Origin of the sequence: Bacillus sp. XT-2, assembly GCF_025696525.1 — a bacterium.
GTDB classification, from domain to species: Bacteria; Bacillota; Bacilli; order Bacillales; family Bacillaceae; genus Bacillus; species Bacillus halotolerans.
The window spans coordinates 239,937-263,736 of sequence record NZ_JAHVOC010000006.1 but is presented as its reverse complement, the minus strand read 5'-3'; the positions used below and the strand labels follow the sequence as shown (position 1 = coordinate 263,736).

Below are 23,800 nucleotides of genomic sequence, written 5' to 3'. Positions count from 1 at the left end.
CCTGATATTCAATTCCTGCATGATCTCTTTCATAGGCACGCCTGCCAATCTCATTTCTACAGCCTTCTGTTTGACTTCAATCGGATAACTCATTCTTGTTCCCATACAAAAAACACCTCCAAGTCTTATTTCGGATAACAACTATCCGTTTTCAAACTTGAAGGTGTTTTTTATTTGTCTCATCTTATGGGGTCAGTCCCTTGAGAGCGGAGGCTCTTTTTGGTTTTACTTCTCTAACCCGTCTTTCACTTCTTTAATCATTTGCGTCATTGACTCAAGTCCGCCTCCTGATAAGTACCAAGTAGCTGAATCAAGGTAAACGACATGATTATTTTTCACGGCGTTTACGTTTTTCACATAGTCATTTTCAACGACTTGTTTTGTAGATGATGTTTCTCCGATTGCTGTACCGCGGTCAATAACAAACAGGTAATCAGGGTTTGTTTTTGAAATGTACTCATATGAAACGCTTTGTCCGTGAGTAGACGCTTTAATATTTTTATCAGCCGGTGTCACCCCGAATACGTCATGGATCAGGCCGTATCTTGATTTAGATCCGAACGCGCTGATTTTTCCGTCGTTCGCCATCATCACAAGGCCGTTTTTGTTTTTCTTTTCAGCTGTTTTCTTAAGATCCGCAATTGAGTTATCAATTGTTGCGAGCTCGTCTTTTACTTCATCTTCTTTATCAAAGATTTTACCGATTGTTTGTGCATCTGATTTAAATGATTCCATGTAGTTCGCTGTATCTACGCCAAGGTAAATGGTCGGTGCAATATTAGAGAATTCTTTGTAGGACTCAGATTGTCTGCCAGAGATAATGATCAGGTCAGGGTCTAAATCCGCTACTTTTTCAAAGTCTGGCTCTTTTAAGCTTCCGACATCAGCATATTTGTCATCTTTGAATTTGGACAGATATTTAGGAAGGGCTTGTTTCGGCAGGCCCGCTACTTTATCATCAAGACCTAATTTATCTAATGTATCTAAGCTTCCTAAATCAAATACAACGACTTTTTTAGGGTTCTTTGTCACTTTTGTGCCGTTTTTGTCCAGCTGGTGTTTCACCGTCATTTGTTCTTTCTTCGTGTCAGAACCTTTGCTGCTTGAGCTTTGGTTTCCGCAAGCGGAAATGACAACAGCCGTCACCAATGCGATGAATAGAATTGCAAACTTTTTCATGCTCTTCACCTCTTCTGTATATTAAGAAAAATAAACACCTATTCTTTGGTTATCAATCGTCTGAATCGGGATGGTCATATCGTAGATTTCTTCGAGCACAGAGGTTTCAATCATCTCCTTCGGCGGCCCCTCTTTTACGATTCGGCCGTTTTTCAAAGCAACGATATGATCGGAGTAGACGGAAGCAAAGTTGATATCGTGAATTACGATCACGATTGTTTTTCCAAGCTCCTCTACCAGCCTCTTCAGAAGCTTCATAATTTCAACTGAATGTTTCATATCCAGGTTGTTCAGCGGCTCATCCAGAAAAATGTAATCCGTGTCCTGGGCAATGACCATTGCGATAAAAGCCCTTTGGCACTGTCCCCCGCTCAGCTGATCCAAGTACTTATCCTGAATCTCCTCCAGCTTCATATAACTGAGCGCCTGGTTGATATGAACCCAGTCTTCCTCTGTCAGCCGGCCCTGTGAATAGGGGAATCTGCCGAAGCTGACAAGGTCTTTGATGGTCAGTCTGATATTGATTTGGTTCGCCTGCTTTAAAATACTCATTTTTTTGGCAAGCTCTTTGCTGTCGCAGGTTCCGATCTCTTCTCCGTCTATGAAAATCTCACCGGAATCCTTTTTGATCAGGCGGCTCATAATAGACAGCAGCGTACTTTTGCCGGCGCCGTTAGGACCGATAAACGAGGTGATTTTGCCTTTTTGAATCGTGACTGACGTCTCTTCAAGGACAACTTTCCCTCCATATTGTTTGCTTACATTTTTGACCTCTACCATGATTTATTCTCCTTTAACAGCAAGTAGATAAAATAAATCCCGCCGGCAAAATTAATAATAACGCTCAGCGTCGTTGAGAAGGTGAATACTTTCTCAACCACAAACTGTCCCCCGACTAACGCAATAATGCTGATTAAAACAGAACCTGCGATTAAGTATGAATGCTTATATGTTTTCAGAAATTCTCTCGCCAGGTTGACGACGAGAAGCCCCAAGAACATAATCGGGCCGACAAGCGCTGTAGAAACAGAAACAAGGATCGCGATCACGATCAGCATCTGTTTGACAACTTTGTCGTAGTTAATGCCCAAATTGACGGCGTGTTCACGGCCGAGTGACAGCACGTCAAAAAATTTCGTGAAACGCCAGACATAGATACCGGTCAGCAGGAAGATGATGAAGGCGAGCCATAACAAATCAGTGTTGATGTTGTTAAAGCTGGCAAACATTTTGTCCTGCACAACCTGAAACTCATTCGGATCAATCAGCATCTGCATAAAGGAAGACAGGCTGCTGAACAGCGTGCCGAACACGATTCCGATGAGCAGAAGGAAGAAGATATTTTTCCCCTCACCTTTGAACATGATCTGATAGAGAACAAAAGAAAACAGCACCATCAGCAAAACAGAGATGATGAAGTTGATGTTTTTATTCATGATTACGATATTCATAGAACCGAACAAAAAGATGATGACGGTCTGAATCAGCATATAGAGAGAATCAAGGCCTAAAATGCTGGGCGTCAGGATGCGGTTATTCGAGATGGTTTGGAAGATCATCGTCGAAAACGCAATCGCTCCGCCTGTCAGCATAATGGCAGCGACTTTTTTGATTCTTCTCGGCAGTGTGTAATCCCAATTGCCTAAGTCATAAAACAGAAACAAACCGATACATACAACGGCTATACCAACGAGCAACGCAATTTTCATCTGGTTACGCATACGCTTTTCTCCTTAACAGCATAAACAGGAAAATGCCGCTGCCGATGATTCCGACCATCAGACCAATCGAGATTTCATATGGGAAGATAATGACTCTGCCCAATATATCGCAAAACAGAACAAAAACCGCTCCCAGCAGCGCAGTGTGCGGCAGGCTGTTTTTCAGGTTGTCTCCTCTGTAAATTGATACAATGTTCGGGATGATTAAACCGAGAAACGGAAGCATACCGACAGTCAAAATGACAAGTGATGTAATCAGGGATACGATAATGAGCCCGATGTTCACAACCCGTTTATACTTGAGGCCGAGGTTGACAGAAAAGCTTTCTCCCATACCCGCCACTGTAAATTTATCCGCATAAACATAGGCAATGATGACAAGCGGAATACTCAGATAGAGAAGCTCGTATCTCCCTTTCACAACTAAGGAGAAATCCCCCTGAAGCCATGATGACACGTTCTGGATCAGGTCATATTTATACGCGATAAACGTCGCGATTGAGCTGACGATATTCCCGAGCATTAAACCGACTAGCGGAATAAAGATGGTGTCGTTAAACTTGATTCTTTCAAGAATTTTCATAAACAGAAAATTGCCGACTAAAGCAAAGACAAAAGCAATCAGCATTTTCATTAAAGGACTTGCCGATGAAAACAGAAGCAAGGATATTAAGATTCCCAGCCTCGCCCAGTCCATCGTGCCGGCCGTTGTCGGTGACACGAATTTGTTTCTGGTGATCTGCTGCATAATCAGCCCGCAGATGCTCATGCTCATGCCCGCGATTAGAATGCTGATCAGCCGCGGCAAACGGCTGGCAAAGAGCGTTGACGCCTCTTCTTTGCTTAAATCAAAGAGATCAAGCGGCGACAGATCTTCTACGCCGATAAATACAGAAGTGACTGCTAATATGATAAGTAGAAAAAATAAGTAACGTAGCTTCATGCTGCCTCCTTACATCCTCACAGCAAAAAGAACGTATCTCCTACTCCGCAAGGACTCAAAACGATATGGCCATATATTAATTGATTATCATTATCATTTACATATTACCATTTTTCTAGTGTTAGTCAATATTCTTTAAAAATATTAACTTCGTTATCTATTCAATTTTACTAATCATTCAAACCATTTCCCATCACAAATCGTTAGTCTGTTTACCATATTTATCTTCACTATGCTTCAGGTTCGTCATCAGACCTGACACAATTCCTCTCTATAAATACAAATGTTCATTCCACAAAGAAATTTCTCCTTGATTTACAGAACTGAAAGAGGGATAATAAATACTAAATTTGTGTGAAAATTTTAAACATTAGGAGATGTAAACATGAAGGTCGTTAAATTCGGAGGCAGCTCACTCGCTTCAGGCGCACAGCTTGAAAAGGTGTTTCAAATCGTAACCTCAGATCCCGCACGCAAAGCTGTAGTGGTTTCGGCTCCGGGCAAACGCTATTCAGAGGATACGAAAGTGACTGATCTCTTAATCGCATGTGCTGAACAGTATTTATCATCCGGCAGCGCCCCTGAACTGGCGGAAGCGGTCATTGAACGGTATGCTCTGATCGCAAATGAGCTTCAGCTTGAGCCGTGTATTATAGAAAAAATCCGTGATGATTTGTTTACGCTTTTAGAAGGAGATAAAAGCAATCCCGTACAATATTTGGACGCAGTCAAAGCAAGCGGTGAGGATAACAACGCTAAGCTGATTGCCGCTTATTTCCGCCACAAAGGCGTGAAAGCGGAATATGTGAACCCGAAGGATGCCGGCCTTTTTGTAACAAACGAACCCGGCAACGCGCAGGTGCTGCCTGAATCGTATCAAAATCTCTTTCAGCTGAGAGAGCGTGAAGGCCTCATCATATTCCCCGGCTTTTTCGGGTTCAGCAAGGATGGCGATGTGATGACATTCTCACGGAGCGGTTCTGATATTACAGGCTCCATTTTGGCCAACGGTCTTCAGGCCGATCTGTACGAAAACTTTACTGATGTAGATGCCGTGTACTCTGTTAATCCTTCCATTGTTGAGAACCCGAAGGAAATCCACGAGCTGACATACAGAGAGATGCGCGAGCTGTCGTACGCAGGCTTTTCAGTGTTTCATGATGAAGCGCTCATTCCGGCCTTCAGAGCGGGCATTCCCGTACAGATCAAAAATACGAACAACCCGTCGGCGAACGGAACACGCGTCGTCAGCAAACGCGATAACACTAACGGCCCTGTCGTCGGCATTGCCAGCGATACCGGCTTTTGCAGCATTTATATCAGCAAGTATTTAATGAACAGAGAAATCGGGTTTGGCCGCAGAGCCCTTCAAATCCTAGAAGAACACGGTTTGACGTATGAGCATGTTCCATCGGGAATTGATGACATGACGATCATCTTAAGACAGGGCCAAATGGATGCTTCGGCCGAACGAAGCGTAATGAAGCAGATTAAAGAGAACCTTCATGCCGATGAAGTCATTGTCGAGCACAATCTGGCGCTGATTATGGTTGTAGGAGAAGCAATGCGCCATAATGTCGGCACAACGGCAAGAGCGGCCAAAGCCTTATCAGAGGCGAAAGTAAATATCGAAATGATTAACCAAGGATCTTCTGAAGTGAGCATGATGTTCGGCGTAAAGGAAGCCGAAGAAAGAAAAGCCGTCCAAGCATTATACCGGGAGTTTTTCGCGGGTGTGCTGGTCTCTTAATCTATACATAAAAGCGGGCGGCAGGGCCCGCTTTTTATATTGTCCGCCTTGATAGCCGAATTGTTCATTCTTTGCCTTGTCCACTATTATCCCTATCAATCCGGCCATGTCCGCACATTTTGTAGTATCCATCATAGGGAGGTGAAAGCCTTATGTCAGGATATTCTAATGGCGGCGGTTACGGCATCGGTTCTTTCGCTTTGATCGTTGTATTGTTTATTCTATTGATTATCGTAGGTACTGCATTTACAAGAGGCTTCTAAGTCTGCAGTACAGCGCCGTAAGACAATATCATTGTCATGCGGCGTTTTTTAGTTGTTTTCTTTATTTTTCAATCTATATCCTGAAAGCCCTGTCCGCCGCGTTTATGCAGCATATCATAAAGTAATCTCACAAGGAGGTGGCACAGATGTCTGGTTACGGAAACTCTTTTGCTTTGATTGTTGTGTTATTTATCCTCTTAATTATCGTGGGAACTGCGTTTTTTAACGGAGGCTACTAAGAAAAAGGAATCTCCATGAATCAGGCGGCGCCGTAAGGTCCATATCCTGCGTTGCTGTTTCTTTAAAAGAAAACCCCTTCTCTTATTGAGAAGGGGCCTGGTTCTTACGTCATTCCTCTTTCTGTGACATGAAAGTCGGATGCTTCAGCATGTTCAGAGACGCCAACCGCTGTAAAAACAGCTGCTGCAGCCAAACAAATAACAAATAACTTAGATTTCAATTTCATACAAACCTTCACTCCTTTGTATTTGTTTTCTTGCCTCTTCAACTCTAAGAAAGTAGGAAGCAGACAGTTCAAACCATTTTTGTTCATAGTAATATTTTGCTACTTCTAGGCCTAAATCCTCTATATCAGCATACATATTTTTATTTTTTAAATATCGGAAACATCGTTCGATTCCTTCTGTATTGGGCTGTGCCTGATATAGGGATTGTAAAAACTCAAATTTTACCGCGTAATCTGCATCGTCTGTTTCTTTAGCATATTCATAGCCCCTCTTGTGATATTCCGAGGCCTTCTCATGTTTTCCGCGTTTATAATAAATAAGTGTTATTAAAAAATATGCTTGAGGCAGAGAATTGGTGATTCTGCTGTTTTCAAAAGTGGAAACCGCTTTCTCAAAATGTTCAATGGCAGGGTCGAGGAGGTCTTGATTGTAATAACACAGCCCTAAATTATAAAATGCTCTTCCGACCAATTGGGCTTTTTGTTCCGCTTCCGCCATCTCCAGCGCCAATTTGAAATGCCGTGCGGCTTGTTCAAAATTTCTCTCATCCATAAGGTTAACCCCGAACACAAAATGGCATTGGATAATCCGAACATTATAGGTTTCCTGCTCTACATAAATTTCATATGCATTTTTGATATGAATCAATGAAAAGTACGTTTGCTTCATATAATAATAAGCTTCCGCAATTTTAAAATAAAATTCAGCCCGTTCAATATGATCGGAAACAAAAGAAAGTTTTTTCTCCGCCTGTTTGTAATATGTAATGGCAGAAATAAATTCCCGCTTATCAAACTCATACATTCCGCGGAAAAAATTCACATAATAATCGAGAAGCCCTTTCAGATCAGCTTGGTTGCTGTCTATATTTCGTGATAATTCAGACAGGCTTGGCTGGTCTTCGATATTTAATTTCTCCAGCGGCTCGAGATAATCAAGCATAAGCTGGTGGCGAAATTCCATTAGTGAGTAATATAACAGCAAGTTGGAATCATGCTGCATGTGTTTCAGTTCCTGCTGGATTTCAGCTTTTAGCACCTCGGCATCCGGCACGCTGAAGGTCCGGATATATTTGTACCACTCGTTAATTTTTTGACCGACCGCTGAAGAAGGAATTACCCCGCTCTTCATTCCTTCACCCTCTCCCATCAAAAACTGTTTATGTCATATTTTATCATGTTTACAGACTGTCCTAACCCGAAAAACACGCAATCTTTATTTCGGGAGCACGCAATAAAAAAAGCAATACCGAAGCGATGTTAGAAAGAAGGCGGCAGCATCTGACGATATGCCGCCGCCTTACATGATTGATTGCTGTTTTGCAGGTAAAGGAAGGCGGATAATGAATGTTGTGCCTTTCCCTTGTTCACTCTTAATGTCTATTGTACCTTGATGCATTTCAACAAGCTGCTTGACGATGGAGAGGCCGAGGCCGTATTCTCCGTACGCCGTGTTCGTTCTTGAAATATCAGCTTTGTAGAACCGCTCCCAAATATGCTCGATATCCTCTTTTGAAATGCCGATTCCCGTATCTTCAATTTCGATAATGGTCTCTTTATATCCTTCTGTTCCCCGCAGCCAAATGTCACCTTGCTGCGTAAATTGGATGCTGTTTTTTGTAATGTTCACGAGGATTTGAATTAACCGGTCATAGTCGGCATGAACGATCACGCTGTCCTCCACCTGAATCATCAGCTTATTTTGCTTTTCTTCCGCCTGCTGTTCAAGGTGCTCTTTCATGATTTCGAATACTTCAATCAGCGGAACGTCAAGCTTGTTCAGGGTGATTTGCTGTGATCTGATTTTTTCGTAATCGAGATTTTCTTTTACGAGACGCAGCATTCGCTTCGTTTCCTCACTGATGAGCGAGAAGCATTTTTCTTTATTCTCCTCTGGAATCGTATTGCTGTCCAGCCCTTCAACCAAACCGTTAATGGTTGTCAGCGGCGTTCTTAATTCATGGGATACATCGGCAATAAACTGCCTTCTCCGCTTCTCAAGCCGGTCGATTTCATCCCTCGACTGCTTTAATTTTTTCGCCATGATATTAAAGTCAGACGCCAGCACCCCGATTTCATCCCGGTAGCCGTTTTCCAAGTGGATGTCATAGTCGCCGGAAGCTACTTTATCCGTTGCTTCTCTCAGCTTTTGAATTCGTTTCACATGGAATTTGGAAAGCAGCCAGCTGACGAGAATGGTAATGACAAGCGTGCTGATTATCGCGTAAAACATATAGAGGTTGACCTGGTTAATCATTTGCTCTACGCCGCTGATTGGAGAAATCAGCAGTACCGCGCCTTTAAATTCATTGTTAACAAAAATCGGCTGTGCAACAAGGGAAACCTCATCGTTAAAACGGCCATCCGCTCTGTTCATGACCACCTGCCCTTTTTTCAGCTTCTCCCACTCCGCTTTCTTCAGCTTTTCCCGTGGGTGAAAGTCTTCAGGGTGAAAATAAGGCTGCTGTGCTTCATTAAAGATGATAAACTGTGTCTTTCTTGTGCGTAATATATCCTGATATGGGTACAGCCGGCGCATATCAACCTGGCCGGTTTGAAATTCGCTTGCAATCTGCACCGCATATGACGTCAGTTCCTCTACTTTATTTTGGTAGGCAAACTCTTTCACAAAGTGAGAAAAAAGAGAAATAATGATAACAAATGCTAAAATTAATATGCTGACATGGCTCAGCAGCAGCTGATATAAATATTTAATCCTCATCAAATTTATACCCTACTCCCCATACAGTATATAGGAAAGGCCTGTCCTCACTTGCAAGCTTTTTCCGCAGCCGTTTAATATGAACATCGACAGTCCGTTCGTCTCCGTAGAACTGATAGCCCCATACCTGCTCAAGCAGCTGCTCTCTGGAAAACACCTGCCGCGGGTTCTGCACAAGGTAATAAAGCAGGTCAAACTCCTTAGGCGTGAGGTTTACAACAGGCTCCCCATTTAAAAATACCTCTCTCGTCTTTTTATTAATTTTAAAGCATTCCGATTCAATCGTATCTTCTTCCGCTGCCGCCTTGCCCGTCGCCTGATATCTTCTGTTCACGGCTTTGATGCGGGCAACCAATGTCAGCGGGCTGAATGGCTTCGTCACATAATCGTCCGCACCCATCTCAAAGCCGATCACCTGATCTGATTCGGTGTCTCTGGCAGTCAGCATGATAATCGGAACCGTGCTTGTCTCTCTTATTTTTCTGCAGATGGTTACGCCGTCCATAGACGGAAGCATAATATCCAGAATCACCAAATCCCAATTCTCTTCAGCAAAGCGCTGATACCCCTCTAAACCGTCATGAACAAATTCAGCTTCAAAACCTTCTTTAAAAAAGAACATCTCTGTCATCGTACAAACACTTACGTTATCTTCTATCATTAAAATTTTCATTGGATCCTCCGATTGTTTTGATGCTTTTCTATATAATAGCACCATTTTATACAGAGAATTTTGGGTTTCACAATTGTTAGTTTTTATTTCATCAACTAGAAATAGATTGTTCATATTTTTTTCATACCTTTGGACTACTATAAATTTATCAACAAGCGGGCCTGCCTCACAGGCGGTCTTATCTATAAAAATACCTATACGGAGGAACATAAATGAATTTTATCAAACGGGCTTTTTGGAACATGAAGGCCAAAAAAGGAAAAACGTTTTTGCAGTTATTTGTGTTTACAGTGATTTGTATATTTGTTCTGTCTGGCCTCACGATCCAGTCAGCAGCTCAAAAATCCAGCGACCTTGCCAGACAGGAGCTGGGCGGAAGCGTTACGCTTCAAGTTGACCGCCAAAAACAAATGGAGAAGCAGCAGGACAGCGGTGAAAAACGCAGCTTCGAATCTACACCGATAAAAGTGTCTGATGCCAATAAGCTGACAGCGCTTGATCATGTGAAGAGCTACAACTTCATTACGTCAGCTTCAGCCAACGCCGGAAACTTCGATGCGATTGAAAGCTCAAGCTCTAGTGATTCGAGCACAGACTCAAGCTCAAGCGATACAAAAGGCGCTCCAATGCAAGGCGGAAAACAAATGGTTCAAGCCGATCTTTCGATTGAAGGTGTTATCAGCACGTCGCTGTTAGAGGAATTCTCAGACGGAGATTCAAAAATCACAGACGGGCGCGCGATTACAAAATCTGATGTCGGCAAAAACGTCACAGTGATCAATGAAACATTAGCAGAAGAAAATGATGTAATCGTTGGGGATTCCATCACAATAGAATCAGCAACAGACGAAGATACAACAGTCAAACTGAAGATTGTCGGTATTTATAAAACAACGTCTTCAGGCGATGACCAAGCCCAGAATTTCTCATTCTTAAATCCTTACAATAAGCTTTACACACCTTACACAGCAACAGCGGCTCTGAAAGGTGACGATTATAAAAACACGATTGATTCAGCTGTTTATGATATGGACGATGCTGAACATATTGATGCATTCGTTACAGCAGCGAAGAAAACGTCAATCGACTTTGATACGTTTACTTTAAATACAAACGATCAGCTTTACCAGCAAATGGTCGGCCCGATCGAAAATGTAGCTTCTTTCTCTAAAAACGTTGTGTACCTTGTATCAGTGGCAGGCGCTGTCATTCTTGGCCTCATTGTCATGATGTCAATCAGAGAGCGCAAATATGAGATGGGTGTGTTAATGGCTATCGGTGAAAAACGGTGGAAGCTGATTGGCCAGTTCTTAACTGAGATTCTGATCGTGGCAGTTGTGGCCATCGGCATTGCATCAGTGACTGGAAATCTGGTCGCCAACCAGCTCGGCAATCAGCTCTTATCCCAGCAGATCAGTTCATCAACTGATTCAACACAAACTGCAAGCGCCCAAATGCCCGGCGGCGGGGGCGGCATGGGCCACGGAATGTTCGGCCAAAGCTCTTCAAACGCGGACGTCATTGATTCACTGAATGTGGCAGTTTCGATGAACGATATGCTTGTTCTCGGCGGAATCGGAATGTTAATCGCTGTCATTGCAACGCTGCTGCCGTCTATTTCAGTACTGCGGCTCCACCCGAAAACGATATTGACAAAACAGGAATAGAAAGAGGCGAAACGAATGAGCTTATTAGAATTTCAACAAGTCGGCTACTGGTATAAAGACAAAAGCCAGCCCTTGTTTCAGGATATTAATATCAGCTTTGAAAAAGGTAAATTTTATACAATCGTCGGCACCTCAGGGACAGGAAAAACGACCTTCCTGTCTCTGGCAGGCGGACTTGACGCACCTAAAGAAGGACATATCCTTTATGGCGGAAAAGCTGTTTCTAAAATCGGATTGACGAATTTCAGAAATAAATACGTATCAATTGTCTTTCAGGCGTACAACCTGCTTCCATATATGACAGCTCTTCAAAATGTGACAACCGCCATGGAAATCACAGGTTCAAAGGAAAAGAATAAAGAAGCATATGCTTTGGAGATGCTGGAGAAGGTCGGCATCAATGGAAAACAAGCCCGGCAAAAGGTGCTGACATTAAGCGGCGGACAGCAGCAGCGTGTTTCCATTACAAGAGCGTTTTGCTGTGACACGGACTTGATCGTAGCCGATGAACCGACCGGAAACCTTGACGAGGATACGTCGAAAGAAATTGTGCGGCTCTTTCAGGATTTGGCGCACAAAGAAAATAAATGCATCATCATGGTGACGCATGATGAACAAATTGCAAGAGTATCTGACATTACCATCAGACTTTCACGAGGAAGCTTTACTGTGACGGAAAACGCCGCAGTCGTATAACAAAAACGCGCCTCTGCCAGTGCAGACAGGGGCGCAACCTATATCCCCCTTTTATATAGAAGTGAACGTAAAAAGAGCGGCGGCTGCATCCCCCCGCTCTTTTTATTGTTTCTGTTTTTCAGCCTGCTTTGATTTCTCTCTTCTCTTCTTTTTCCAAACAGCGAGGATAAACAGAAATAATGGAAACAGCACTTGGAAAGGCAAATGAATGTACAGCGGCACTACTTTCAGCCCTTCATTTAAATGCTCTGAAAAGTTGGTGGCAATTGCGATAGAGAGGATGAGTATGCCCAGTCCCATTGGATATGCCAACTGTGAAGGATTTTTTTCCTTAAAAAGAGTGGACGCACCCACCACCACCGCATACAGATAGAGGCTGACTTTGAAGAAGCCGCCGATAATCAGTGCCAGCATAAAAAAGATATCAAGCCGATCCAGAAATTCTTCCACTTTGATTGTCTGAATCGTGCTTAAAAGCGGAAACTGCGATCGCAATGTCAGATCAACATCAAGCACACTGATATTAATCGCTACGGTAAGCGCCACAACCAATCCGCTGATGACCATAGCGAGCATCCCCACTTTTTTGACATTCTTGCGATCATTGAGATTAGGGAAAATCATTACAAATAAAACAATTTCACCGAACGGAACGTACATGGTTTGTGTAAAAACAGAATGAATAACAGGGAAAATCCCGTCTGCTAAAACCGGTTTTAAATTTTTCAGATCTATGGAACCCGATACAATGATCAGCACGAGACCGAGCGCACCCAATAGATACATTGCCCCGAAGAGAAGCTCACCCGCCCGCGCCAGCACTTCAATTCCTTTTCTGACGGCATATATGCTGACCACCATTAGTAAAGCATTCACGATGATAATCGGAGTATCATGGTAAGCAAACGTCAGCAGCATTTCTCCGAAATCACGCAGCACCCGGGCGGCAATATATGCAAAATACAAGATATAAAGAAACGAAAAGAACCAGCTCAGCTTTTTGCCGAGCATATCATCCATGTATTCTTTCGGGGAGAACTCCGGATAGCATTGATAGATCCCCTGATACAAGTAAAAAAGAAATAAACCAACTGCACAGCCTAATAGCACTGCTATCCAGGCATCCCGGCCCGCCATCGTTCCTGGTGTAATCAATAAGGAGCTGCCCAGCTCAAAAATGATCATCATGACAAACAGCTGCCTAATGCTGATTTTGGCTTTTTCCATCTGTCACTACTCCTTTCTTGACCTATTTATGATTAAGCTGGTTTCTGAGCGGATTATTTCGCAGCCCCGTTCTTCTGATATACGTCTCCGCCTTTACATCGACAGGCAGATCAGGCAAATATTCTTTGTCCCATGTATCCCTCATTTTTTTCCACTGCTTCGGATACTTCCTGTATATCGTGTCTCCGAATCCGATAAAGTCGATTTTATGTTCCTTTATCTTTTCAACTGCATGGCTGATTTCCTTTTCCAGCTGTTTATTGAGTGCTTTTTCGATATCGGCTAACACCTTTGGGTCAGACAAATGAAATGGATACTTTACTGCGTCTATTATGCCTTCAACCGTCACGTGAACATGTATGCGGGGACGGCCGTTTCGTATTTCCGGGTTAAGCTTTGTTGTCTGATGCGTGACCTGTAAGCTTACCGCATCTTTTGTCTTCTTCCAATCGGCATTAATAAACGTATGCTGGATTTGATTCTTAAGCCAGACAACCCCAGCTTTGTCCTTATCTTCAATCCAATATTTTAAATGGCCTCTTTTATCGAATACCGCCAAACCGTCCGCCTGAAGAATGGCTTGCGGGTCAGTCGCCTGTGTGTTTTCCAGGCTGACTCCTTTTTTATCATCCCCGATCATCCTGTATCCGGGGATCACCGGCGCTTCTGTGGTGAGGGCAAGTGTTTTCAAGACATCTTGGATATTGGTTTTAATCACCCGCCCATATTGCGCTTGCGTGAAGTCGAGTGTTTTATTGACTTTATTGGATGGTATTTTATCAATCGGCGTAAGCGTTTTGACGATATTTTCGGCTTTCGTTTTATGGGCGATGACAATCGTTGCCGTGGTCCTGAATTCCGTATCGCGGTCAAGGTTATCTAACACAAAATTCAAACCTTCCTCTCTCGCCAGCTTTTCACTGATCACGACCAGGTTGGTATGGGCAAAATAAAGCCGCCGGGATACTTTCATAGAGGCTTTTCTGAGCGCTTCCGTCATGTTGTCGCCTACTATGGAATAGACGGATACAGGCGGCCTGTCTCCCGCACCGCCGCCCTGAAGCCCTCCGGCGACGTTTCCGGGATTAATGATCTGAAAGTGCAGTACGTAATTCCCTTCATTTGTCCGATCAATGCCGATTGCCGAAATAATCGCAAGATCTGTCAGCTCACGCTTATCCCAGCAGCCGGGCAGCACAATGATGCTCAAAAGCATGATAACGGCTAGTACACGTTTACGTATCATTCTGATCTCCTTCTCTCAACTCTTTGTTCACCATCCCGCGTGAACCATCCGGCTGAGGACGCTGGTCTTTCCCCTGACGGACCTTATCTTTTTTGCTGATGGATTCAGGCCTTTTCTGGTCGGCCCACCAAGGAACACGGAACAGCGTGTCCTTCACGCCTTGTGAAGAAAAAGGCGCAAGCGGCGACATATAAGGAACACCAAAGGAACGCAGACTGCATAAATGAACAAACATCATAATAATCCCTAAAACCAGCCCGTAAAAACCCATTACGGCAGAAGCAATGATAAACATAAACCGAATGAGGCGGGCAGATATCGCCATGGCAAACGCCGGCGTTGCGAAGCTGGCAATGGCCGTTATGGCAACGATGATGACCATAGCCGGAGACACGATACCAGCCTGAACAGCAGCTTGGCCGATAACAAGCGCGCCTACAATGGAAACAGCCGATCCTACAACCCTCGGCAGTCTGACCCCAGCTTCCCTGAGAATCTCAAAAGCAACCTCCATTGTGATGGCTTCAACAACGGCCGGAAAAGGAACGATTTCCCGCTGGGCAGCAATGACGATTAACAGCTGTGTCGGAATCATTTCCTGATGAAACGTCGTGGCTGCCACATAAACAGCCGGTGCGACAAGTGAAATAAAAAAGATAAATATCCGCAGAATCCGTATACTTGTCGCAATGTCAAAGCGTGAATAATAATCTTCAACCGACTGAAAAAATTGAATAAATAAGGCTGGGGCAATCAGAACAAACGGTGTTCCGTCCACAACGATTGCAAATCTTCCTTCTAATAGATTTCCTGCGACGACGTCAGGGCGTTCCGTGTGATACATGGTCGGAAACGTCGTAAACGTTTCGTCTTCGATCAGCTGCTCGATGTATCCGGATTCTAAAATACTGTCAATGTCTATTTTTTTCAGGCGCTGCCTCACTTCCTTCAGCACCTTTTCATCACAAATGCCGTGAATGTACATCAGCGCGATATCCGTATTTGTCACAGAACCGATTTTCATTTTTTCGACCCATACATTGGGATTTTTAATGTATCGCCGAATCATGGAAATATTGGTTTGCAAAGACTCTGTAAACCCTTGGCGCGGGCCCCGGAATGACACCTGGGTGCTCGGCTCTTGTATGGAACGGTGCTCTCCCCCCTGGGTGCTGCAGATAAGCGCCTCATCAGAACCGTCCGCAAAAACCAGCGCATTTCCAAGCATCAATTCAGTGAACAGCTTGTCCCAGCTCTTTTCAGCTTTTACTCCGCCCAGCGGAAGCGTTTTTTCAAGGATCTGCTTTAGCGCATGGGCATTTTGGATGGTTTGATCCTGAATCAAAGGCTCGATTAACGATTCATGTATCGTGTTATTATCGACCAAACCCGCGATATAAATAATGGCCAGGTGAACTTCATCCTGTTCCCCTGCTTTCACTTCCCGAATAATGACATCAGAGCTGCTTCCGACTTTCTTCTTCATGTCCGCCACATTTTTCGCCAAACTTGAAGAAGCCAGAATCGGCCCTTCTTCTTTCTTCTGCTGATTCTTATCTTCTTGTTTCTGGCTGTCTTTCGTTTCGGTATTTTTCTTTTGCTTAAAAAATGACGGCATACACAAAATACCTTTCCTTATCGTTTTCTCATATTCTTCCTGTCAGCCTTAAGATTATGCATGTGACTGGCGAGCGGGTATAACTCTCTCATAAAGATAGACACTAAAAGCGGAGGGTGATGAAGGATGAAAATATTAGGCATAACGGCTGTTTTATTAATTTGTTTGTTGGTGATTTCAGTTTTCATGGACATGCTTCAAGGATTCAGTTTGGGAAAAGCCATTTATAATAATATGTCCAGCTTCAAGATGACATCGTTTGCGGAATGGATGATGCTTTTATTTTTTGTTTTGCTATTGGTGAGAGAGATATTCGTGATCTATAAATCGAACAAAAAAAGCCCCTAGAGCGAGGCGCTTTTGTTCAGACGATCATATTGCCGTTTACCTTATCTCCGCTGTTGTTGGTGATGGTTCCTTTGATGATTCGATTTCCGATGATGGTGGAATTGGTTGAGGTGTCCGTTTGAATGGCCACCGCCGTGCTTGCGGAGAGATTATTGATGGTGTTTCCTGAAATGATAGAGCCTGAGGAGCCGTTGAGATAAATCACAATCGGTCTGCCGGCTGTTCTATTGACTGAAAGGGTGTTATCAAAAATGTCATGAACGCCGGTGCTGATATAGATGGTCACTAAAAGAGGAGATCTTTCAAAGTGGTTTCCGATAATAGAGGTTTTTGCACTTGTCGTACAGTAAATCGGGTAATTTTTAAAGTTCTTAAATGTATTGTTTTTAATGATTGCGCCAGCATTGTTTGTGACAGAAACGGCATACGATTCAAGGGCCGCTTCAAACGCGTCGGGGTTAAGCGTATTTCCTTCGATCAACGCGCTTCCTTGAGCGATCCAAATGCCGCGGCTGAATTTTCTCAGCACATTGTCTTTAATGATCATATCGCCTCCTGAAATGTTCACCCCGTCGATGACTTGAATAAGACAGTTATTCAGAAATGCGGTATTATCAGACAGCACCGCTCGAAGGCCGGTACTGCGCCTTGTTTCAGACAGCCCGTTTTGAATCTGGTTGCCGTCTACCTTTACGTCGGAAGACTGATAAACCAATATCCCTGTGTTTTCAAAATTGCTGATTTTGTTGTTCGTGACAAGAACGCTCTTTCCTCTGACATCAATTCCGGTTGAAAATCCGGTAATGAGGTTGCCGGCGATCACTGCATCACTGCTTTCTTTTCCTTGTGAAACACCCAATCCGGTAATCCCGACTCTAGGCGCCGCAGCCGCGTCTTCCGCCCTTCTGAGAATATTCCCCTTAATGACCGTTTGAGTGCCGTACCCATAGCTGATCGTATTGTCTGAGTGGTTTCCTTCTATTGAAATGCCGTACCCGTTAAAATTAGTCACAGAACTTGAAACGTTTCCATTAAAATAGTTATTTCGAATCGAGACATTGAGCGGTTCCTCATAATCAATATTTCCTTCACCATATCCTTCAATGTCAATTCCGAATTTCGGCGCTGTTCCATTTCCCGTTCCGGCATCTTCAATCACGCAGCCCTCCACCGTGACTGTGTCACATCCGGTAATCGAAATGTTATTTCTCCTCGATCGCCGAACCTTACAGCGGCGGATGGTAATGTGCTCTGATGTTCGATAATCGTTATTTGTCTTTAAGCCCCGCGGACTGATAATGATCCCATCTCCAGTAAAATCAGAAATGTTGACATCATCAATAACAACATTCGAACACCCTTCAATACAAATGCCGAAGCCCCATTCATGGGTTGACCTTATCCCCGCGGACGCATACGTATGCTCGTCGCGCTCGCCGATAATTTGTCCACCGGAAATGGTTATATTCTCTTGCTTGCCTACATAAAATGCAGAATACCCCCAGGAGCTGTTCGGAATGACTTTGATGATACACTCAGGGTCCATGACGATATTAAGATTGCCGGGAACAATAATCCCAGCGTTGCGAAACACCTGGTTCGCATCCCCTCCAAGCGTCCCGTCAATTAAATATGTTCCTTTCGGGAACCAGACTGTATGGTACCCCTTTGAAACAGCCGCGCTGAGGCATTGATTAATCAGTTCTGTCGAATCCGTTTTTCCGTCCCCTGAAATACCGAAATCTGCTGCATTCAAGATGAATTCAGCCAATGATCCAACCTCCTCCCGCATGATTGTTACCATGATATTCGCGGCAGCCCGATCTGCTTGTACATTTCTCTAAAATTTTATTAAAAAAGTATAAAGAAATACTATCGTTAGAAAATGTAACAAAACGAAACATAAGAAACAGGAAAAACTCACTACTTTCTACCTTTATAGTTTTTCCATTCTGGAACTTCTTGAAATGAGTATAATTTATATTGACACAAGTATTATATAAGAATATGATTTTTATAATACACTTTTTTAAGAAAGGGTTTGGCTGACATGGCTTCGATTGATAACGAAAGTATCATTAAAAGCGTCCCGCAAAAAGGGTTCTTTGGTCACCCGCGAGGACTATTTACACTATTTTTCACCGAATTTTGGGAGCGTTTCTCTTACTATGGAATGAGAGCAATCTTGCTTTACTATTTGTATACAGAGACGGTAAACGGAGGGCTTGGCTTTGACAAAGGCACTGCGGTTGCCATTATGTCGATTTACGGATCACTCGTATACATGTCCACTATTATTGGCGGATGGCTCGCTGATCGGGTATTCGGTACCGCAAACACCGTGTTTTACGGCGGCATATTTATTATGTTCGGCCACATTGCACTCGCCTATCCGGGCAGCGCGATAGCATTCTATATCAGCATGGTGCTTATCATTATCGGAACAGGCTTATTAAAACCAAACGTTTCGAGCGTCGTTGGAGATCTTTACACGAAAGAAGACCCGCGCCGCGACTCAGGTTTCAGTATTTTCTACATGGGGATTAACCTCGGCGGTTTACTCGCGCCGTTAATTGTCGGAACACTCGGACAGAAGTACAACTATCATCTCGGCTTCGGAGCTGCCGCGGTCGGAATGCTTCTTGGACTTATCGTATTTGCTTTGACAAGAAAGAAAAACCTCGGACCTGCAGGTTCAAATGTGCCGAATCCGCTGTCTAAAAAATCTGCAATTGGCACCGGAATCGGTGTTATCATTGTGGCGATCGCAGTGATGATCTCTGTACAAACAGGCGTGCTGACGATCAACCGTTTCATCGACCTTGTAAGTATTCTCGGTATTTTGATTCCTGTTATTTATTTCATCATCATGTTTACAAGCAAAAAAGCGGACAAAACAGAAAAATCTCGTCTTGCCGCTTACGTTCCTTTGTTTATCGGTGCTGTCATGTTCTGGGCCATTCAGGAACAAGGAGCGACCATTCTTGCGGTATACGCTGATGAACGCATAAGACTTTCATTGGGCGGAATAGAACTTCAGTCATCTTGGTTCCAATCATTAAACCCCTTGTTTATCGTCATTTTTGCGCCAATTTTCGCATGGCTTTGGATGAAGCTTGGCAAACGCCAGCCATCTACACCAGTTAAATTCTCAATCGGAATTATTTTAGCCGGATTGTCATTTATCATTATGGTATTCCCGGCTATGCAAGGGAAAGAAGCACTCGTAAGCCCGCTGTGGCTCGTTCTCAGCTTCCTGCTTGTCGTGCTTGGAGAGCTGTGCCTGTCACCAGTCGGTTTATCCGTGACAACAAAACTGGCGCCAGCTGCATTCTCTGCACAGACAATGAGTATGTGGTTTCTGACTAACGCAGCAGCCCAAGCGATCAATGCCCAAGTAGCCGGGTTGTTTGATAAAATACCTGAAACAACGTACTTCGGTACCATCGGCTTGATTTCTATCATACTCGGCGGCATTCTGCTGCTGATCTCACCGATCATCAAACGTGCGATGAAAGGTATCTTATAATAAAGAAAATCCCGCAGATCAGCTCTGCGGGATTTTTATTTTTCTATCCATTCCATTAAGCTTTGCCCGAAGGTCTGCGGTTCCTCCAGCATCGGCTGGTGCCCGCTCTTTTCAAAGATGACCTTCTTCACATGCGGATATATACCGTCAATGGCATCCCACAATGATACAGGAGCAACCAAATAGTCATATCTGCCTAAACCGATATAGACAGGAACCTGAACGTCTGCTAACCGCTGTATGAGGTTCATCTGCGCGAATGTATGTCCCCATAATTCATCTATGATCGGCATATTGGTGTCAACACCTTCCCATAAAGCTGCCGCATTCGGCCTCTCTTTATAAAAGCTTTTCGCTTCAGCGCGAATGCACATGTGCACGAAACGCCTTTCAGGATCTTTTTCTATGTCACCTGCTAAACTTGCAATATCTTTTTCGAAACGTTTCTTTCTCTCAGGGCTGGCTGTTTCCCTAAAAAACGCTTCACTGTCTCGCTGTCTCTTTTGACTGTTATCAGGCGCTGAATTGAGGAGCACGGCCTTTCGCACATGCTCAGGGTACTTTCTGGCGTATTCTAATGCCATAAACGCATGCCCCGAATGTCCCATGATGATAAAATCCTTAAGCTGAAGATAGCGTCTTATCGCTTCAATATCGTCCAAAACTGCATCCAGGCTTTGATCTTCCGGCCGCAGCGCCCGCGCCGGCTTGGCAAAACCCCTGTGATCGGCAAATATCCATATATATTTCTGTTTGATATCCTGATGAAATAGACGCGGGTAGTAAACCGCACTGCCGATCACGAGAATCGGCGCGCCCTCTCCTTCAATACAATAAGATAAATCAAAACCGTCTGAATAACAGATCCCCTTTGTGCCCATTCCTCACGCCCCCTTTGTCTTTATATGGTTCATTATACTAATAAAAGCCTGACGCATGGCGTCAGGCTCTTTCATTTATCGTTTTAATTCCTCAAGCGTTGCTTCCCATCTGTTCAGCACCTCTTCAGCATTGTGAAGCTGTATCCTGACACCGGAAGTTATATCAGCGTACTTTGCAACATCCTCCTTAGCTGAAGCGATACGGCAGGCAAAGCGTTCCCTGTCATAAACCGCATCGTTCAGCGGCGGGAGCGGCTCACATTGCAGTTTTACGTAATGAGCGGCTCCTTTCCACCATGCAGTAAGCTGGGCTTGTCCCGTTCGAAGGATATTTCCCGCGGTCTCTGTGTTTTTCCACAGGGCGATCCGGATATCCGTCCGATTCAGGGCGATGATTTCTCCGGCGCTGATCATAGCGGCATGCGGCCAGCCGTCCTCCGATACCGTTTGCAGAACGAAGGCTTCATGCTGCTTTTCTTTCAGACGTTCCCCGTCAAGCAGCTCAAAGAGACGGTCTGATAGTTGGTTCACGCCAATCAGGCCTTTCGTTCCGGAACAGCGGGAACTTCAACCGCTGTTTCTGTTTCTTTTGGATCGATTTTAAAGGCCGGATTATATTTTTCCGGATTTGTAATACTTTCCGGTTCACATGATCTCCATGTAAAAAAACATGTTTGGCATTGATAGACTTCCCATGCTCCTTCTACAGGCGATTTGCTCATGACTTCTCCTTTTTTTGAATCGCATCGAGGACATGTATGCATGTCGAATCATCCTTTCCTTATTTATTCATCAAGTCCATTAGTTTTTGTTCCCATTCTTTTGTTGTTAATGGAGAATCAAGCGGCTGTGAATAATGGCCTCTTGTTTCCGGCGCAACAGGTGTTGTGGCATCAAGAATCATTTTGTGCGTGATTCCTGATGGATTTGATCCCGGGTCAAGCGGCAGGACTGATAAATCCGGAATAATGACCGCATCGTGTTTCGGGTGCATTTTTGTAGAGAGCGCCCACATGACCTGCGGCAGATTGAATGGATCGACATCCTCGTCGACAACGATAACCATTTTGCAGTAGCCTAGTCCGTGCGGGGTTGTGAGCGCGCGCATGCCGACCGCTTTCGCAAATCCGCCGTAGCGGTTTTTTGTTGATACAATCGCGATTAAACCGTGTGTGTACATGGCGTTCACAGCCACAATTTCATTCGGATACGCTTCTTTTAGCTGCTGATACAGCGGCACACAAGTATTAATGCCGATCATGTAATCACATTCTGTCCACGGCATGCCTAAGTATAAATGTTCAAAAATCGGGTTGTTTCTGTGATACACGCGGTTAATTTTGATAATCGGCATGCTGCGTCCGCCGGAATAGTGCCCTGTAAATTCACCGAATGGCCCTTCATATTCACGTTCTCCGGCAATGATTTCTCCCTCGAGCACAACTTCTGCTCCCCATGGAATATCAAGGTCAGACAGCTTTGATTTTACGATGCGGTACGGTTCTCCTTGGATTGCTCCCGCCATTTCGTATTCGGATTGGTCATAGAGAAGCGGAGTGGATGCCGCAGTTGTAATGACCGGTTCACATCCGAGCGCAATCGTGACCGGAAGATTAATGCCGCGTTCTTCCGCTTGGCGCAGATGGATCGCAATATCGTGCTGCGGCACAGGCTGTATGCCAAGGCGGTCTTTTCCCTTTACCTGCATTCTGTATATGCCGACATTCTGTTTGCCGAAGTTTTCAGGGTCCTCAAGATCACGAGAGATGACGCATGCTTTGTCTAAATAGTAACCGCCGTCTCCTTGGTTAATCCTGAAAAGAGGCAGGATATCGAACAGATTGATGTCCTCTGTGATTTCATTTTCATGAAATGGCGCTGTTTCTTCGCGTTTGACCTCCATCGGAAACTGTTCATATCGCTTCGCGAATTCAAAAAACTGCTCTTTCACCGGTGTATCTTTCGGCAGTCCGAGCATCATTGCGTGGTTCGGCCAAGAGCCGATGACATTCATCGCGATTTGCGCATTGTTGTAGCCGTAAATATTGTTAAATAGCAGTGCAGGGCTTTTATCGCCGAGGTTGCTGGCTGCCCGTGCAGCTGCTCCCAGATCAGGCTCAGGCTTTACCTCTTCATTCACCGTTAACAATTGTCCCTCTTTTTCAAGGGCAGCGAGAAATTCTCTGAAATCTTGATAAGCCATCATCAAGCTCCTCCTTTTTGTTTTTCAATTCCATTCCAGCGCTTTGCCTCAGAAAGGCGCAGGCCGAATTGGTCCAACGTTCTGAATACAATATGGTCGACCATTTCTTCTAAGCTGCTCGGCTGATTATAAAACGCCGGCATCGGCGGAAGAATAATCGTCCCCATTTTTGTGAGTGCAAGCATATTTTCGAGATGAATCTGGTTCAAAGGTGTCTCTCTTGTTAAGAGAACGAGCTTTTTCCGCTCTTTCAGCATGACATCCGCCGAGCGAGTCAGCAGATTATCCGCCATCCCGGTGCGGATGCTCGCAAGCGATTTCATACTGCACGGCGCCACAATCATGCCATCGGTATCAAACGAGCCGCTGGAGATGGCCGCCGCCTGGTCCTTGTGCGAGTATGTGTATGTGGCCAGCTTTTCAACTTCTTTTAACGTGTAGCCTGTTTCATGTTTGATGGTAACGTTAGCCCAAGGAGACACAACGAGATGGGTTTCCACTTCCGCCGCCTTCAGCCATTCTAATAGCCTGACACCGAAGATAGCCCCTGTTGCCCCTGTCATTCCGACAACGAGTTTCAAATTTCGCCCCTCCTTTACGCTTGAATTCTGTCTTCATTTCAATCATACTCCTGATATATCCATATGAAAAATATTCGTTAAATCTAT

At 44.3% G+C, this 23,800-nt stretch carries 23 protein-coding genes and 1 pseudogene; 7 read left to right on the top strand and 17 right to left on the bottom strand.

What is annotated here, in order from left to right; all coding sequences use genetic code 11:
• Positions 1–225 precede the first annotated feature (225 nt).
• From KXD37_RS16775 to yclN, 4 genes are read right to left on the bottom strand one after another with little or no spacing between them, the layout of a single operon-like run.
• Complete coding sequence (locus KXD37_RS16775; RefSeq protein ID WP_127695980.1) at positions 226–1,179, bottom strand: siderophore ABC transporter substrate-binding protein; 954 nt, start codon at positions 1,177–1,179, stop codon at positions 226–228.
• A 21-nt stretch (positions 1,180–1,200) separates the two neighbouring features.
• Positions 1,201–1,959, bottom strand: a complete 759-nt coding sequence (gene yclP, locus KXD37_RS16770; protein ID WP_106021019.1) for a petrobactin ABC transporter ATP-binding protein YclP — start codon at positions 1,957–1,959, stop codon at positions 1,201–1,203.
• Complete coding sequence (gene yclO / locus KXD37_RS16765) at positions 1,953–2,900, bottom strand: petrobactin ABC transporter permease YclO (RefSeq protein WP_024120217.1); 948 nt, start codon at positions 2,898–2,900, stop codon at positions 1,953–1,955. Before yclO ends, yclP begins: the two co-directional genes overlap by 7 nt.
• The gene (gene yclN, locus KXD37_RS16760; RefSeq protein WP_106021021.1) at positions 2,893–3,843 is read right to left on the bottom strand and encodes a petrobactin ABC transporter permease YclN; all 951 of its coding nucleotides are present in this window, start codon (positions 3,841–3,843) and stop codon (positions 2,893–2,895) included. The genes yclO and yclN overlap by 8 nt, the downstream gene beginning before the upstream one ends.
• Before the next feature lie 385 nt (positions 3,844–4,228).
• Between yclN and KXD37_RS16755 the strand changes: the two genes are divergently transcribed.
• The 3 genes from KXD37_RS16755 (at position 4,229) to KXD37_RS16745 (ending at position 6,095) form a co-directional block, all read left to right on the top strand.
• A complete protein-coding gene (locus tag KXD37_RS16755) occupies positions 4,229–5,593 on the top strand; it encodes an aspartate kinase (RefSeq protein WP_095714086.1) in 1,365 nt (454 codons plus the stop codon).
• A gap of 152 nt (positions 5,594–5,745) precedes the next feature.
• Positions 5,746–5,856: a YjcZ family sporulation protein gene (locus tag KXD37_RS16750; protein WP_106021023.1), complete on the top strand. Its 111-nt coding sequence runs from the start codon at positions 5,746–5,748 to the stop codon at positions 5,854–5,856.
• Between the two features lie 146 nt (positions 5,857–6,002).
• Positions 6,003–6,095, top strand: a complete 93-nt coding sequence (locus KXD37_RS16745; RefSeq protein ID WP_024120214.1) for a YjcZ family sporulation protein — start codon at positions 6,003–6,005, stop codon at positions 6,093–6,095.
• Between the two features lie 104 nt (positions 6,096–6,199).
• On the opposite strand, the gene KXD37_RS16740 is transcribed toward KXD37_RS16745, so the two are convergent.
• From KXD37_RS16740 to KXD37_RS16725, 4 genes are all read right to left on the bottom strand, one after another.
• Positions 6,200–6,322, bottom strand: coding sequence for a PhrC/PhrF family phosphatase-inhibitory pheromone (locus tag KXD37_RS16740; RefSeq protein WP_024120213.1), 123 nt, complete (start codon positions 6,320–6,322; stop codon positions 6,200–6,202).
• Entirely contained in the window at positions 6,306–7,454 is a 1,149-nt protein-coding gene (rapC, locus tag KXD37_RS16735; RefSeq protein WP_024120212.1) for a response regulator aspartate phosphatase RapC, read from the bottom strand. Before rapC ends, KXD37_RS16740 begins: the two co-directional genes overlap by 17 nt.
• Before the next feature lie 168 nt (positions 7,455–7,622).
• Positions 7,623–9,047, bottom strand: a complete 1,425-nt coding sequence (locus tag KXD37_RS16730; protein ID WP_101860980.1) for a sensor histidine kinase — start codon at positions 9,045–9,047, stop codon at positions 7,623–7,625.
• Entirely contained in the window at positions 9,034–9,717 is a 684-nt protein-coding gene (locus KXD37_RS16725) for a response regulator transcription factor (RefSeq protein ID WP_188323527.1), read from the bottom strand. Before KXD37_RS16725 ends, KXD37_RS16730 begins: the two co-directional genes overlap by 14 nt.
• Before the next feature lie 212 nt (positions 9,718–9,929).
• Between KXD37_RS16725 and KXD37_RS16720 the strand changes: the two genes are divergently transcribed.
• Positions 9,930–11,384, top strand: coding sequence for an ABC transporter permease (locus KXD37_RS16720; RefSeq protein WP_106022285.1), 1,455 nt, complete (start codon positions 9,930–9,932; stop codon positions 11,382–11,384).
• 15 nt (positions 11,385–11,399) lie between these two features.
• Positions 11,400–12,080 (top strand): ABC transporter ATP-binding protein, encoded by a 681-nt coding sequence (locus KXD37_RS16715; protein ID WP_263463665.1) that lies wholly within the window; start codon positions 11,400–11,402, stop codon positions 12,078–12,080.
• A 102-nt stretch (positions 12,081–12,182) separates the two neighbouring features.
• Here the strand turns inward: KXD37_RS16715 and KXD37_RS16710 are convergent, their stop codons facing one another.
• The 3 genes from KXD37_RS16710 to gerKA are packed head-to-tail and all read right to left on the bottom strand — an operon-like array spanning position 12,183 to position 16,171.
• On the bottom strand, positions 12,183–13,307 hold the full coding sequence (locus tag KXD37_RS16710) for a spore germination protein (RefSeq protein WP_101863982.1): 1,125 nt from the start codon (positions 13,305–13,307) through the stop codon (positions 12,183–12,185).
• Positions 13,308–13,329: 22 nt separating this feature from the next.
• Complete coding sequence (locus KXD37_RS16705; protein ID WP_106022283.1) at positions 13,330–14,553, bottom strand: Ger(x)C family spore germination protein; 1,224 nt, start codon at positions 14,551–14,553, stop codon at positions 13,330–13,332.
• A complete protein-coding gene (gene gerKA / locus KXD37_RS16700) occupies positions 14,543–16,171 on the bottom strand; it encodes a spore germination protein GerKA (RefSeq protein WP_106021029.1) in 1,629 nt (542 codons plus the stop codon). The genes KXD37_RS16705 and gerKA overlap by 11 nt, the downstream gene beginning before the upstream one ends.
• A gap of 126 nt (positions 16,172–16,297) precedes the next feature.
• Here gerKA and KXD37_RS16695 point away from each other — a divergent pair, with 126 nt between their 5' ends.
• A complete protein-coding gene (locus tag KXD37_RS16695) occupies positions 16,298–16,519 on the top strand; it encodes a hypothetical protein (RefSeq protein ID WP_024120204.1) in 222 nt (73 codons plus the stop codon).
• A gap of 16 nt (positions 16,520–16,535) precedes the next feature.
• Here KXD37_RS16695 and KXD37_RS16690 read toward each other — a convergent pair whose 3' ends face one another.
• Positions 16,536–18,290 (bottom strand): right-handed parallel beta-helix repeat-containing protein, encoded by a 1,755-nt coding sequence (locus KXD37_RS16690; protein WP_106021031.1) that lies wholly within the window; start codon positions 18,288–18,290, stop codon positions 16,536–16,538.
• Between the two features lie 279 nt (positions 18,291–18,569).
• Between KXD37_RS16690 and KXD37_RS16685 the strand changes: the two genes are divergently transcribed.
• A complete protein-coding gene (locus KXD37_RS16685) occupies positions 18,570–20,048 on the top strand; it encodes a peptide MFS transporter (RefSeq protein WP_044161897.1) in 1,479 nt (492 codons plus the stop codon).
• A gap of 35 nt (positions 20,049–20,083) precedes the next feature.
• Here KXD37_RS16685 and KXD37_RS16680 read toward each other — a convergent pair whose 3' ends face one another.
• The 5 genes and pseudogenes from KXD37_RS16680 to KXD37_RS16660 form a co-directional block, all read right to left on the bottom strand.
• Positions 20,084–20,929, bottom strand: coding sequence for an alpha/beta fold hydrolase (locus KXD37_RS16680; protein ID WP_263463664.1), 846 nt, complete (start codon positions 20,927–20,929; stop codon positions 20,084–20,086).
• A 75-nt stretch (positions 20,930–21,004) separates the two neighbouring features.
• Positions 21,005–21,469 carry a pyridoxamine 5'-phosphate oxidase family protein gene (locus KXD37_RS16675; RefSeq protein ID WP_101863979.1) on the bottom strand — a complete coding sequence of 155 codons (465 nt, stop codon included), beginning with the start codon at positions 21,467–21,469 and terminating at the stop codon, positions 21,005–21,007.
• Positions 21,466–21,693, bottom strand: a complete 228-nt coding sequence (gene bsdD / locus KXD37_RS16670) for a phenolic acid decarboxylase subunit BsdD (protein WP_044161900.1) — start codon at positions 21,691–21,693, stop codon at positions 21,466–21,468. Before bsdD ends, KXD37_RS16675 begins: the two co-directional genes overlap by 4 nt.
• Positions 21,694–21,710: 17 nt before the next feature.
• Positions 21,711–23,132 (bottom strand): phenolic acid decarboxylase BsdC, encoded by a 1,422-nt coding sequence (bsdC, locus tag KXD37_RS16665; protein WP_127695992.1) that lies wholly within the window; start codon positions 23,130–23,132, stop codon positions 21,711–21,713.
• Between the two features lie 2 nt (positions 23,133–23,134).
• A pseudogene (locus tag KXD37_RS16660) lies at positions 23,135–23,750 on the bottom strand (non-oxidative hydroxyarylic acid decarboxylases subunit B).
• Between the last annotated feature and the right edge of the window lie 50 nt (positions 23,751–23,800).

Excerpts from the sequence above, each read along its gene's own strand:
- KXD37_RS16775 (WP_127695980.1), bottom strand. The coding sequence starts at position 1,179 with ATGAAAAAGTTTGCAATTCTATTCATCGCATTGGTGACGGCTGTTGTC.
- yclP (WP_106021019.1), bottom strand. The coding sequence starts at position 1,959 with ATGGTAGAGGTCAAAAATGTAAGCAAACAATATGGAGGGAAAGTTGTC.
- yclO (WP_024120217.1), bottom strand. The coding sequence starts at position 2,900 with ATGCGTAACCAGATGAAAATTGCGTTGCTCGTTGGTATAGCCGTTGTA.
- yclN (WP_106021021.1), bottom strand. The coding sequence starts at position 3,843 with ATGAAGCTACGTTACTTATTTTTTCTACTTATCATATTAGCAGTCACT.
- KXD37_RS16755 (WP_095714086.1), top strand. The coding sequence starts at position 4,229 with ATGAAGGTCGTTAAATTCGGAGGCAGCTCACTCGCTTCAGGCGCACAG.
- KXD37_RS16750 (WP_106021023.1), top strand. The coding sequence starts at position 5,746 with ATGTCAGGATATTCTAATGGCGGCGGTTACGGCATCGGTTCTTTCGCT.
- KXD37_RS16745 (WP_024120214.1), top strand. The coding sequence starts at position 6,003 with ATGTCTGGTTACGGAAACTCTTTTGCTTTGATTGTTGTGTTATTTATC.
- KXD37_RS16740 (WP_024120213.1), bottom strand. The coding sequence starts at position 6,322 with ATGAAATTGAAATCTAAGTTATTTGTTATTTGTTTGGCTGCAGCAGCT.
- rapC (WP_024120212.1), bottom strand. The coding sequence starts at position 7,454 with ATGAAGAGCGGGGTAATTCCTTCTTCAGCGGTCGGTCAAAAAATTAAC.
- KXD37_RS16725 (WP_188323527.1), bottom strand. The coding sequence starts at position 9,717 with ATGAAAATTTTAATGATAGAAGATAACGTAAGTGTTTGTACGATGACA.
- KXD37_RS16720 (WP_106022285.1), top strand. The coding sequence starts at position 9,930 with ATGAATTTTATCAAACGGGCTTTTTGGAACATGAAGGCCAAAAAAGGA.
- KXD37_RS16715 (WP_263463665.1), top strand. The coding sequence starts at position 11,400 with ATGAGCTTATTAGAATTTCAACAAGTCGGCTACTGGTATAAAGACAAA.
- KXD37_RS16710 (WP_101863982.1), bottom strand. The coding sequence starts at position 13,307 with ATGGAAAAAGCCAAAATCAGCATTAGGCAGCTGTTTGTCATGATGATC.
- KXD37_RS16705 (WP_106022283.1), bottom strand. The coding sequence starts at position 14,553 with ATGATACGTAAACGTGTACTAGCCGTTATCATGCTTTTGAGCATCATT.
- gerKA (WP_106021029.1), bottom strand. The coding sequence starts at position 16,171 with ATGCCGTCATTTTTTAAGCAAAAGAAAAATACCGAAACGAAAGACAGC.
- KXD37_RS16695 (WP_024120204.1), top strand. The coding sequence starts at position 16,298 with ATGAAAATATTAGGCATAACGGCTGTTTTATTAATTTGTTTGTTGGTG.
- KXD37_RS16685 (WP_044161897.1), top strand. The coding sequence starts at position 18,570 with ATGGCTTCGATTGATAACGAAAGTATCATTAAAAGCGTCCCGCAAAAA.
- KXD37_RS16680 (WP_263463664.1), bottom strand. The coding sequence starts at position 20,929 with ATGGGCACAAAGGGGATCTGTTATTCAGACGGTTTTGATTTATCTTAT.
- bsdD (WP_044161900.1), bottom strand. The coding sequence starts at position 21,693 with ATGCATACATGTCCTCGATGCGATTCAAAAAAAGGAGAAGTCATGAGC.
- bsdC (WP_127695992.1), bottom strand. The coding sequence starts at position 23,132 with ATGGCTTATCAAGATTTCAGAGAATTTCTCGCTGCCCTTGAAAAAGAG.